Origin of the sequence: Novosphingobium sp. TH158 (assembly GCF_002855555.1) — a bacterium.
Taxonomy (GTDB): Bacteria; Pseudomonadota; Alphaproteobacteria; order Sphingomonadales; family Sphingomonadaceae; genus Novosphingobium.
Genome location: NZ_PKRT01000001.1, coordinates 1562985 through 1574677 on the forward strand (window position 1 = coordinate 1562985; position 11693 = coordinate 1574677).

The 11693-nt window shown below is 59.2% G+C and carries 10 protein-coding genes and 2 pseudogenes; 10 read left to right on the forward strand and 2 right to left on the reverse strand.

The window, feature by feature from the left end:
• Positions 1 to 358: 358 nt before the first annotated feature.
• Together C0V78_RS07695 and C0V78_RS07700 are read left to right on the forward strand one after the other, a co-directional pair.
• Positions 359 to 1492 (forward strand): Rieske 2Fe-2S domain-containing protein, encoded by a 1134-nt coding sequence (locus C0V78_RS07695; RefSeq protein ID WP_101797185.1) that lies wholly within the window; start codon positions 359 to 361, stop codon positions 1490 to 1492.
• A 426-nt stretch (positions 1493 to 1918) separates the two neighbouring features.
• Positions 1919 to 3823 (forward strand): potassium transporter Kup, encoded by a 1905-nt coding sequence (locus C0V78_RS07700; RefSeq protein ID WP_173843362.1) that lies wholly within the window; start codon positions 1919 to 1921, stop codon positions 3821 to 3823.
• 66 nt (positions 3824 to 3889) lie between these two features.
• Here the strand turns inward: C0V78_RS07700 and C0V78_RS07705 are convergent.
• Positions 3890 to 4345, reverse strand: a pseudogene (locus C0V78_RS07705) (IS5 family transposase); the annotation flags it as partial.
• A gap of 146 nt (positions 4346 to 4491) precedes the next feature.
• Here C0V78_RS07705 and C0V78_RS07710 point away from each other — a divergent pair.
• The 8 genes from C0V78_RS07710 to C0V78_RS07750 all read left to right on the forward strand — a co-directional run bounded on the left by C0V78_RS07710 (position 4492) and on the right by C0V78_RS07750 (position 11186).
• A complete protein-coding gene (locus C0V78_RS07710; protein WP_101797187.1) occupies positions 4492 to 5412 on the forward strand; it encodes a LysR family transcriptional regulator in 921 nt (306 codons plus the stop codon).
• Positions 5413 to 5627: 215 nt separating this feature from the next.
• The gene (locus tag C0V78_RS07715) at positions 5628 to 5933 is read left to right on the forward strand and encodes a DUF1330 domain-containing protein (protein ID WP_101798255.1); all 306 of its coding nucleotides are present in this window, start codon (positions 5628 to 5630) and stop codon (positions 5931 to 5933) included.
• Positions 5933 to 6535 (forward strand): carboxymuconolactone decarboxylase family protein, encoded by a 603-nt coding sequence (locus C0V78_RS07720; protein ID WP_101797188.1) that lies wholly within the window; start codon positions 5933 to 5935, stop codon positions 6533 to 6535. The genes C0V78_RS07715 and C0V78_RS07720 overlap by 1 nt, the downstream gene beginning before the upstream one ends.
• A 21-nt stretch (positions 6536 to 6556) precedes the next feature.
• A complete protein-coding gene (locus C0V78_RS07725) occupies positions 6557 to 7393 on the forward strand; it encodes a TauD/TfdA family dioxygenase (protein WP_101797189.1) in 837 nt (278 codons plus the stop codon).
• Positions 7394 to 7424: 31 nt separating this feature from the next.
• Positions 7425 to 8282 (forward strand): TIGR03620 family F420-dependent LLM class oxidoreductase, encoded by an 858-nt coding sequence (locus C0V78_RS07730; RefSeq protein ID WP_101797190.1) that lies wholly within the window; start codon positions 7425 to 7427, stop codon positions 8280 to 8282.
• 25 nt (positions 8283 to 8307) lie between these two features.
• Positions 8308 to 8520 carry a hypothetical protein gene (locus tag C0V78_RS07735; protein WP_101797191.1) on the forward strand — a complete coding sequence of 71 codons (213 nt, stop codon included), beginning with the start codon at positions 8308 to 8310 and terminating at the stop codon, positions 8518 to 8520.
• A 189-nt stretch (positions 8521 to 8709) separates the two neighbouring features.
• Positions 8710 to 9327, forward strand: coding sequence for a carboxymuconolactone decarboxylase family protein (locus tag C0V78_RS07740; RefSeq protein WP_101797192.1), 618 nt, complete (start codon positions 8710 to 8712; stop codon positions 9325 to 9327).
• 773 nt (positions 9328 to 10100) lie between these two features.
• On the forward strand, positions 10101 to 11186 hold the full coding sequence (locus C0V78_RS07750) for an McrC family protein (RefSeq protein WP_254049855.1): 1086 nt from the start codon (positions 10101 to 10103) through the stop codon (positions 11184 to 11186).
• A 222-nt stretch (positions 11187 to 11408) separates the two neighbouring features.
• Here the strand turns inward: C0V78_RS07750 and C0V78_RS07755 are convergent.
• Positions 11409 to 11561 (reverse strand): annotated as a pseudogene (locus tag C0V78_RS07755) (IS3 family transposase); the annotation flags it as partial.
• Positions 11562 to 11693: the final 132 nt, after the last annotated feature.

An 11693-nucleotide genomic window follows, 5' to 3' on the forward strand; every position in this document is an offset into this window, starting at 1 on the left:
GCAAATGGCTGGACCCGGCGATCTGTCAGCTTTGCGGCACGGTGTGGTCGGGCCGTTCGGAGGATTGCGAATGGCCCTCATCCCGCCAGCGTGCCGGATGCCCCTGCTGCGGTTTTGCTTCACCTCGTCGGCTGCCCTTGCATGGGACACGCCAACGGTCTGCGAAGAAGCCAATCAGTGTCACGCGCCAGTAGTCCGGCGACGCGCATGAAGTAGGCAAGGCCACGGAGATTCGTGCAGAACATATAACAACCTGATATGTCTTCATGCCTGCTTTTATCTTGGCGGCATTACTGGCGACTCGATATCCTCTCATCTGCAAGCGGGATTTCATGTCCGCATCGGCTGATCAGGAGAGATGACCATGGCGACCTCGGCGGAATACAATCTGGGCGAATATGAATTTCCGCGGGGCTGGTTCGTGGTGGCGAACAGCAGCGATATCGTCCCCGGCAAGCCCTACAATGCCCGGTATTTCGGCCAGGATGTCGTCATCTTTCGAACCGCCGACGATGAGGTTGGCATGCTGGAAGCTTACTGTCCGCACATGGGCACGCACTTCGGCACCAGCACCACGGCCTACATCGCCAAGGCCGGGCTGAACGTGCAGGGCAACGGCATCCGCTGCCCGTTCCACGGCTGGCGCTTCGGCACCGACGGCAAGTGCAACCACATCCCCTATTATGACGGCAATATCCCGGAAGCCGCCCAGGTGAAGAGCTGGCAGACCGTTGAACGCTGGGGCGTTGTGTTCTGCTGGAACGATCCCGAAGGCGGCGCGCCCGATTTCGCTCTGCCGGAATTTCCCGAGTGGGACGATCCCGCTTATGTTCGCTGGGAGGGGCTGGATCATCTCGCCGACCTGCCGATCCACCCGATCGAGGTGTTCGACAACAATTCCGACTATGCCCACCTCAACTACCTGCACGGCGGCGATGTGCAGTATTACGAGAACGAGGTGGACGGCGTTTTTTACCGGCAGCGCCAGTCCGTACGCGGCTCCAGAACCGACACCGGACCGGAATGGGACCTCAACCCGGGCGTCACGTCATCGCTCACCGAGACGGACCACCACACTGTTTCGACAATCAACGCCTATCACGGCGTGGGCATCAATGCTGCGCGGTTCGCTGAAATCGGCGCGGCCGAATTGATCGGCGCAACGCCGATCGAGAACGGTACCTGCCGCGTCTGGCAAGGCGCGATGGTCAAGGCTCCGGGCGGCGTGGTCAACGACGAGGCCAAAGCCTTCGCGCGGCAGATCAACGACATGTTCAACGCGGGCCTGGGCGTCCATGATGGTGAAGTCTGGGCCACCAAGCGCCCGGCCACGCGGATCATGCAATTGCCCACCGATGGCCCCTTCGGTCAGGCACGCATCTGGTACAGCCAGTTCTTCAATCCCAGGAGCATGGCGGAAAAGATCGTGGCCCGCGTGGCGGGTGTCCACCGCGTCAAGGGTGTGCCCGGTGCACCAGAGGCCGTGGCCTAAGCTTCCCAGGGGCGCGGACGCACTCGGCGGCGCGCCCTCTAGCTTCCAAGTGTTGGTGCTCTTCGGACGACCGAGGGGCACCAATAGTGCTTCGTACGCGCGAGGCCAGCCCAAGCTTTCCCTTGAGTTCGCAGAGGTTCGTCGAGAGACGAGGAGATCGGGTATCTGGCGGGGGGCAGTCGACCGGCGTCGAACCTTCTCTGGGCCTTAAGTTATTGATTTAAATAATATGACAAATAAATTCGAATCCCATTAACAGAGCAATCGGCGCCTAACTTCAGTGAGGCACCTTCCTCCATTGTTCGGTTCGTCTGAAGCGCTTGATGATTAAGTTTTACGCAAATTTTATGCGTTAGCTCTGTATTCCCCATGGAGCTTTAACGACGCATTGGACCAGGACACGACCTCCAGATCTGGAGGATTGCTTTGCACGGCACACCCAATGAAGCTCGCCATTCGCTTGCAGCTCTGACCTTAGGCGCGATTGGCGTTGTATATGGTGATATCGGCACCAGCCCGCTTTATGCGTTTCGCGAGGCGCTAGCCCAATCAGCCGCCGATGGGATTAGCCGCGGCGAGATCATCGGTATCCTGTCGCTGGCGTTATGGGCGCTGATTATCGTGGTGACGCTGAAGTATGTCCTGTTCCTCAGCCGAATGGACAACAATGGCGAAGGCGGCGTGCTGTCGTTGATGGCTTTGGCCAAGCGCGCCACTGGTGGCCAATGGCTAATCGTCTTGTTGCTGGGCGCTGTCGGGGCGGCGCTGTTTTATGGCGATGCTATCATCACGCCCGCGCTATCGGTCCTTTCCGCGGTTGAGGGGCTGAAAACCATCCACGGCTTTGAGGGGATGGCTGAGCCGGTAATTCTTGGCGTCGCGATTGGCATTCTCGTGGTGCTGTTTGGCATCCAGTCCCGTGGGACGGCGGCGGTATCGGTGTTGTTTGGACCAGTTTGCGCCGTCTGGTTTTTGGTTCTGGCCGGGTTAGGCCTGTGGCATATTGCTGATGCTCCAGAAATTCTGACCGCTTTCAACCCGGGTAACGCCGTTGCCTTTATGACATCGCACGGCACGACCGGCTTGTTTGTGCTGGGCGCGGTGTTCCTGACCGTCACCGGAGCTGAAGCACTGATCGCGGACATGGGACATTTCGGGCGTCAGCCGATTCAGTTGGGCTGGGTGACTTTCGTGTGGCCAGCGCTGACCCTCAATTACCTTGGCCAGGGAGCTCTTGCGCTGAAGGGATTGGCCATTGCTCATGCAAGTGGACACACGCTTGCAAATGCCGATTGGTTTTTCCTTATGGCTCCAGATGCCCTGCGCGCACCGCTGGTCGTGCTGGCAACGCTGGCCACGATCATTGCCAGTCAGGCCGTTATCACCGGGGCCTATTCGCTAACCCATCAGGCTATCGCCTTGGGCCTGTTGCCTCGGCTAACGATCCGCCAGACGTCCGAACACCAAATCGGACAGATCTATATGCCTGGCGTGAACTGGCTCTTGCTGTTCGGTGTCCTGGTCCTCGTGCTAAACTTCCGCTCAAGTTCGGCAATGGCCGCCGCCTATGGCATTGCCGTTACAGGAACCATGGTGGTCACAACCTGCTTGTCGTTCATTATTGCGTGGCGGTTCTGGCGTTGGGAACCGATCTGGACCGGGCTATTGATCGCGCCATTCCTCTCGCTCGACTTGTTCTTTTTTGGGGCTAACATCCTGCGCGTGACCGAGGGCGGCTGGGTGCCTTTGCTGGTTGCCAGCCTGATGGGGTTGATCATCCTAACGTGGATCAAAGGGCGGCAAGCGGCGCTGGAACGGAGCAGCGAACAAGGAATTATGCTGTCCGACATGGTGCGGGCACTTGCCGCCCGCCCGCCGGTTTTAATCGAAGGGACCGCGATTTTTCTGACCCAGGACCTCGATGTTGCACCGTCTGCGCTGCTGCATAATCTAAAGCACAACAAAGCCCTGCATCGGCAAAATGTCATGCTAAAGGTCGAAACCCAGACGACCCCCTATGTTGCCTCGTGCGACCGGCTGGAAATCGACCCCGTCGCCGAGCATTTCATGCGGGCGCGTCTGCGTTATGGCTATATGGATACGATCGACGTGCCGAGCGATCTGGCACGCCAGGAAGGGCTGCTTTCGGCCCGGGGGGGCACGTCGTTTTTCGTTGGGCGCAGCGTTATCCGGCAATCCACCAAACCCATCCTGCCGCGCTGGATGACCTTTCTTTATGGCATATTGCACCGCAACGCAGCCGATCCGACCGCCTATTTTTCGATCCCCCCAAATCGCGTGATCGAACTTGGCAGCCAGATTGAGTTATAAGGCAGCCATGCGACCTGCGATCACGTCTTATATCATCACCATTGCGGGCGTCGCATGTGTGGCGTGGGCTGCCGCGCCAGCGTAATTGCTGATCTGGCTTGCCGTGATGAAGAAGCTCAAGGGGCGACCGTTGGCATCGGTGACGGCGTGAAGCTTGGTGTTCATGCCGCCCTTGGTCCATCCGATCAGGCGCCCGAGATCCCCCTTTTTACCCCAAGGCTGGAAGCCGTGCGGTCGGCCTTGAGATAGGTCGCATCGATCATGACGGTCTGGGGCTCGCCCCTCTGGGCCGAGAGGCCTTCCATCATTCTGGTGAACACGCCCATCGCGCCCCACCGTTTCCAGCGGTTGTAAAGCGTCTTGTGCGGTCCGTATTCCGTGGGCGCATCCCGCCAACGCAGGTCATTTCGATTGACGAATATGATCCCGCTCAGAACCCGCCCATCATCAACCCGTAGCTTTCCATGGCTCTTGCGACAGACGCGCCATCTGCTCGTCAGTCAGCCAGCACAGGTCACTCATGCTCAGTTTCCTCGCGGAGCCTGAATCACATCACTACCTGCCAATCAATGGACCCTTAGCCTAAGGACTAAATTCACCGGTTCCAAAAATACCAGCGCTATGATTAGGAGCCATAGAAGAAATGCAAGGCTTGGAAGGCTGACGCTGTGGACTTCAAACGTCTGGGTTACTTCGCGGTGGTTGCCGAACTCGGCTCGCTCTCAAAGACATCCGCGCAGGTAGGGATTGCCCAACCGTCGCTCAGCAGGCAGATGCGGATGCTGGAAGAAGAGCTCGGTGTTCCGCTTTTCATCCGCGGGCCGCGAGGGATGGCACTGACTCCTGCGGGTCAGTTGCTCTACACGCGTATCGTCGATCCTCTGCGAGAGATCGGACATGCAATCTACGAAGTCCGCTCCTTGCCGACACAGGGGAGAGGCGAGGTGGTCCTCGGGATGCCACCCTCTATGGTGCAGGCTATTGCCGGCGCCGTGGCCCGTCGTGTGACTACATTTGCCCCAAAGATAAGCCTTCGGCTCGTCGATGCTTATTCGGGTTATCTTCAGAAGTGGCTTCAGGAGGGCGATCTGGATGCCGCGATTCTTTATGGGCCGACGCCGACCGGTTTCAACGCGACGCTCCTCTTGGAGGATGAACTGGTCCTCGTGGGACCGGCGCACTCGCCATTTGGCAGCGAATTCATTGACGGAAAGCGCCTCGAGGACCTGCCATTTATCCTGTCGAGCCCGGCCCACGGTTTGCGCGGCATCATCGAGGAGGTGGCGGCGAAGGCCGGGATCGGCCTGAACATCACGACACAGGCGGATTCCTTTCAGTTGCTGAAGGAAATGGTGGATTCGGGCATCGGGTACACACTCCTCCCCTATTGCGGGATCGCCCGTGAGGTCTCCACCGGACGGTTTTCCGTAGCAAGGTTACGCAGACCCCAGTTCATGCGTCAGCTGTTCTTCGCGATGCGCGCCGATGCTGAAGCTCCCCGTGCCGTGTTGCAGGTGGAGGAGTACGTTCGTCAGGAGGTGGCAGCCTTGATGCAAACTCTGCGGCCATCTGGCGATGCTCGGAACTGACCCGACCAGAATGGGGTTGCCGGTCGGAGGGAAGGACTGATGCCCCAGTCTTGGCGCTAAGGCTACTCGAGTTCCATTGAGGACTTTGCGGTAGGTATAGGTATAGCTGATTGCTATACTGACGACGGCGATTGTCATGGTCATCCGATCCGTTGGCGCTAAGCTCGGGACCAACGCTGCTCCTGCTGGCAGCCTCGAACGTGCCGGAGGGATACTTGACTGCCTATCTGATTGTCTATCGCGAGACCCCTGTCACTGATCCCGAAGCCATTGCCGAATACTCCCGGCGCAATCAGGAAAACGCCCCGGCGTCCCAGGCGCAGTTCTCGGTCGTGCCGAGGGTCGTCTATGGGAAGGCCGAAGGTCTCGAAGGACCGACTCCGGACGGCGTCGTCATGCTAGAGTTCCCGACTGTCGAAGCTGCCCGCGGCTGGTACGAGAGCGAAGCCTACCAGCAGGCGATCCCATTCCGACTGAAGGCGGCAAAGTGGCGGGTGGTGCTGGTCGAAGGCCTAGGGTGATGGGAACGGGCGAACGCATACCCAATTTGCCGGCAGATGCATGGACGCCGGAAGTCCAGGCCCTCTTTCCGCTGATGCTGCCGCACGGTTCGACCGCGCGCGGGTCCGACTTCAATTCCATCCTCGTCCTGGTCCGGCATCCCGAGTTGGCGGAACCCTACCTGCGTTTCAACGCAGCACTCGCCAAGGGCGTCGACCTTTCCGCGCGTCTCAAGGAGATCGCCATCCTGCGTGTCGCTTGGCGGCGCGGCAGCGAATACGAATGGGTTCATCACGCGATCTCGGCCTTGCGCACCGGGCTTACGCCGGAACATCTTGCCGCGCTCATGCAGGCAGAGCCGGCTGCGATCTTCACGTCGGAAGAGCAGGCGGTGGTCGCCGCGACCGACGACATCTGCCTTTCGGGCGGCATAGGGGACGCAACATGGCCGGCCTTGAGCAATGCCCTAACCACGAAGCAGGCCATGGAAATGCTGTTCGTGGTTGGCTGCTACATCATGCTGGGCTCGATCCTGAAGACGGCCGGTGCGCCCGTCGAACCCCAGGTGGCGGCACATTTCGATGAACTGGGCTTGCAGCGGCTCCGGCCGGCGCTCAACTGAACCAAGCACTGGAGAGTGAACATGACGACGATGGAACAAAGCCGCCTGCGTTGCGAACTGGTCAAGTCGACGATCGGCGCGCGCGTCCTCAACACCAAGGAAGAACTTCTCAGTGGCGCCCTTGCAGAGGAGATCATGGACCTGCTCGAACAGTGCGGCGTCATCGTCTTCCCGCAGTTGAACCTCACCGACGATGAGCAGGTGGCGTTCACCAACACCCTCGGCAAGTTCGCGCACGAACTGCGCGGCGAGGCCGTCTACAAGATCAGCCTGGACCCCAGCGTGACCGCTACGGCCGATTACCTGAACGCGGCCTTCTTCTGGCACTTCGACGGTTTCATGTCGCCGATGCCGATCCGTGCCAGCGTGATGAGCGCAAAGGTCCTGTCTCCGGCTGGTACGGGCAACACCGAGTTCGCCAATACTTATGCTGCGTATGAGGCGCTGTCGGACGAGGACAAGGCGCACCTCGCTGACCTTCGCGCTGTCCATGCCCTGGCTGCCACCCAGCTGGATGTCTATCCCGAGCCGTCTTATAAACAGTGGCAGCAGTGGCGCGCCGTGGGCCGCAAGGAACTGCCCTTGGTCTGGACGCACCGGTCAGGCCGTAAATCGCTGGTCATCGGGAACTCGGCCCACAACATCCTCGACTACGACCCGCTGGATGGAGAAGAGCTGCTGGTCCGCCTGCGCGATTTCGCGACCAGCGATCAGTTCACCTACCTTCACGAATGGACCGTGGGTGACTGCGTCCTCTGGGACAACACCGGTACCTTGCACCGCGCGACCCGCTACGATCCCACCTGCGGACGCGTCCTGCACCGCACCAAGATCGAGGGCGACGAGCCGATCGTATAATTGAGACCCATAAGGACATACAGGAGAAGTCATGACGAAGCCACTGGGACGCATCGGCGTCTGGTCCCTGGAAATGCGCTTCGGCGACAAGGAGCAGGCTGCCGAGGCCGCGGCGGAACTCGATGAACTGGGGTTTGGCGCGCTCTGGGTACCCGGCGGCGTCGGCGGAGACGTCACAGGTGATCTTGATCACCTGCTTGGCGCGACAAGCCGGATGGTCATCGCGACGGGCATCCTCAACATCTGGAAACACGATCCCGCCGAGGTCGCACGGTGGTGGCTGGCTTTGCCGCAGGACCGGCAGGAGCGGGTCCTGCTCGGTCTTGGCGTGAGCCATCCGCACGCGATCGGCGATGCCTGGCAAAAGCCACTGGCAAAAATGGCTGATTACCTGTCGCAACTGGCCGATTCCGGCTTGCCAGGCGATGCCACCTGTCTCGCAGCGCTCGGGCCGAAAATGCTCCACCTCGCGCGGGAGCGTACCTCGGGCGTCCATCCTTACCTAGTGACTCCGGAGCATACGGCGCTTGCTCGTCAGGCTCTCGGTCCTGATCGCCTTGTCGCGCCGGAGCAAGGTGTCGTGCTTGAGACTGAACCGCAGCGGGCACGGGAACTGGCCCGCAAGGCGCTGTCTCAGTATCAGTCTTATCCGAACTACATCAACAGCTGGAAGCGGCTTGGCTTCTCGGACGAGGAAATCGCGACGGTCAGCGATCGCCTTGTGGACTCCCTGTTCGCATGGGGCCCCATGGAGCGCATCGAGGGCCGGATCGGCGAGCACTTCGCCGCGGGCGCCGATCACGTCTGCGTGCAGGTCATAACCGGTGCAGGGCTCGACATCGCAGCTGCGCGCGAAGGCTGGAGAGCGATCGCCAAAGCCTTGCTCTAGGAAAAACCGCCGCCGAAAGGCATCGATGGGGCTGCTCTCCCACTTCGATGACCCGCAGGTTTGGGAACTCGTCGCGCATGCCGCCAGCAGAATCCGGCCGTCCGGCAAATATCTTGCCTCGACCTTGCACCCTGGCAAGACCTGCCGCGAGATGTTCGATCAGGGTTATGGCCTTATCCTGGCCAGCAAGGATGTCGATTTCCTGCTGAACGGTGTGAAAGCAATGCGACTTAGCTGATCGGTTTTCCTTCGGTGTGTCCACCAAGGGACGAACCAACTCGGTCCTGGTCCTTGACCTGCACCCTGAATTCTGGACCGTTCTGAGCTGTAAAATTCTAGTTATGATTGGATGCCAGGATATGGAATGTGTGATGAAGAGATCGAAGTTTTCGGAGGCGCAGATACGCCCGCCGCAAGGTGAAGTGACATGACCGACGACGCAAATGCCTCCGGATCGGCCCTTCCTCAGGATCCCGCGCCAAGGCTCCCCCCGGTGCGGCCCGATGACTTCACAGATGAAATGCGCGCCTTCTTCGGCAAGTGGACGGGCGGCTTCTTCAGCAATGCGGACAAGAATCCGCCGCTAATGACCTTTGCGCATCATCCGCGTCTTGCCGATGTGTTCTCGCAGTTCAACATCCACCTTCTCACCACCAACACGCTGCCGGTGAAGCAGCGCCAGATCGCGATCATGCGCACCGCCTGGGTGACAAAAGCCACCTACATGTGGTCGAGCCACCTCAAAACCAGCAGGCTGGCCGGGCTTTCGGACGACATGTATGCACCGATCCAGAACGGAGCCGACGATCCTTACTTCACGCCCTTCGAGAGTGCGGTGATACGCGCGACGGACGAGCTGGTCTTGGATCACGAAGTCAGCGATGCAAGCTGGGAGGCACTCATGACCGAGTGGAACAAGCAGCAGATGCTCGATTTCCTGTTCACGGTGGGAGGCTATGTCCTGAGTGCCGGAGTGATGCGGTCGGCCCGCATTCAGCGCCAGCCCGACCTGCTCGCGCTGGCGGAACGCTATGGCGCCCCGTGACCGACCTCTCCACGCGCTTTGGCGACACCATTCTGATCCATCGCGGGCTGCGCTTGCGGCAAAGTACCTAGCGATAGCTGGGCAGCATCCCGACATCCGCTAGGCTATCGGCAAGAACGTCGAGCAATCACGCGTGATGCAGATCGCATTGATCGAGGAAGCACGCACGCGTGTTTCGGGAGAACGTGTTCCGTCCGCTGCTGCCATCTCGATGATGATAGCTGAGCGCGCGCGAGCCGTAACTATGGAACAGGCAGTGGGGGCGGTGTTGGGCCATGCTGAGATCATTACTGAGGTCGGTCGATTGCTGGAAGTACTCGAACCTAACGAGGGTGTCGGCGTCACACGAGCTCGCTGAGGTCATTGATCATTGGTTGAGGCGTACGAAAAGTTGTGGCGCAGAAAGCTCGAGTGCCTGCTCTTTTTGGAAGTCGCCGTTTTAAGCAACGACGAGTAACGACCGCTTCGTCCCAATGGCAGTCATTCACATTCGCCAGCAGCTGGTTGAACGAGGAGCAGCTTTCAAGTGAGGCAGTCGAAGGTCCAAACATCGGCTCTGTTTGCGGAAACTGCCATCACGCAATCCCACCAACAAACCCCACCGTTTCACCTTGATGCGGCATGGCAAGGCGCATCAAGCCTTGGCACCCCCGTTGGCGACAGCGCGCACGCAGCTCCACCTGCGCTAGCGTGAGGTGGCTGACACCCCGTCGGGCTAGGAGTTCGGTGCCGGTAAGGGCGCACGCGCCATCGACTTTGCAGGTCTCATCCGTTTGGCGCCCTCTGTCGAACTGGAAGTGGCCCCAAAATTCCTGGGACTTGAAGACGCCGATTCTGCCTGGAGAGAGGACTTTTTCTTTCTCTCCACACTCTCCAGGCATGGCCGGCTTTTGGCGACAGAGCGCTTGTTCGCTGCAAGTGGTGCACCTCGTGACCTTTCCACTTTGGTGGCCAGATCGATCACGAGCATGTACGATTCGCGGAAGCGAAGACCTCTCCGCAGTTACCGCAGGATCAAGGAGGCTGACTTCTTTATTGATGGGGATCCAGATCCATTGGACCTCATTTTTCCTTCGCCTGATGGTTTCGAACAGGAACTAACCCGCTTTGATCGGCGCAACGGATGGAACGCCGACATTGTGGCCGCCGCTAGGGAGCTATTGCCCGAGGTGAGCGACCCATCGGTTGTCAGCGCTTTGGTGCGACTGATTGAAGATTTGTCCCCGCAAAACACTCCAAGCAATCGCCGAAAGCCGATTCCAGCAAGGCACCGGGCATGGAAGCCGCTGCACGAGCTATCAGTCGATGTGCTTGGAGGCCTTGGAATTAGCTATAAGCAAGGCAACGCACATGCCCCTGGCTATCTCGTCAGCACTTGGCGTGTTTGGGAGGACCTGTTGACGCTGGCAACGCGAATGGGCTTTGGTCGTTCAGCTGTCATGCCGCAAAAGGGCTTCCAACTAGGCACTAAGACCAATTTCAGCACAGGCAAAGTGAGTAAACTGTCAGTTTATCCTGACTGTGTGCTTTTGGCTGATGGTTCTAGGCCTACCATGCTATTAGATGCCAAATATAAAGGTCACGTAGAAAAGAGTCAGCTTCGTATTAGCGAGGCTGATATCTACGAATCTCTGGCCTTCTCTCGAGCCACGGGCTGTAACCTTGTGGTGCTTGCTTATCCCGCTCAGCCAAACGAACCACCTCGCCCTGTGGGCACGTGCGTTGTTTTCGAACGGGCCCTAGTGGATGACGTGCACATTGTGGGCATAGAGATCGAAGGTAGATTTATTTCGAGAAAGGGAGCCCTACGGGACTTCTCTGCCAACTTAACGGCGGGGATTGCCGGATTATTTCAGTAGATCGGAGCATTGATCGACTTAGGGCATACCTTGCGTCGCGACGACGAACACGCCACCGCCGGAGGCGCCGTCATCCGATCCGCGCCTTGGCCGTTTTCCGAAACACCTCGCTGCCGATGCCGGTCAACGCCAGCACGACGGTCAGGACGTCGGCCTGGGTCAGCCCTTCGGGCAGAATATGTAATGGCCTGACCCCCAGCCTTCCCCCAGCTGGTATTTGGGTCTGGCGGTTGTTTTGCGCATCAGCGCAGTCGAAGCAGCGGGCTGCCAAGCGATGGCTGTAGGGCGCAGCAAAACAGGCCATTGCATACTCAGTTCAGCGGCGAACGCGGCCAGTGTCGCGTAACCAAGTGACGCCTGTGGTCTGGGGCGGCTGCATAGAGCGGAGTTGATGATGGGGCATGCTCGACAAATGAGTGCTTATCTCAAACTTTCAACCAGACTGTAAAATAAGTTCAGGATATTCAATGGGATATTATCATCCACTAAATCGGGTCTGGTCGAGAG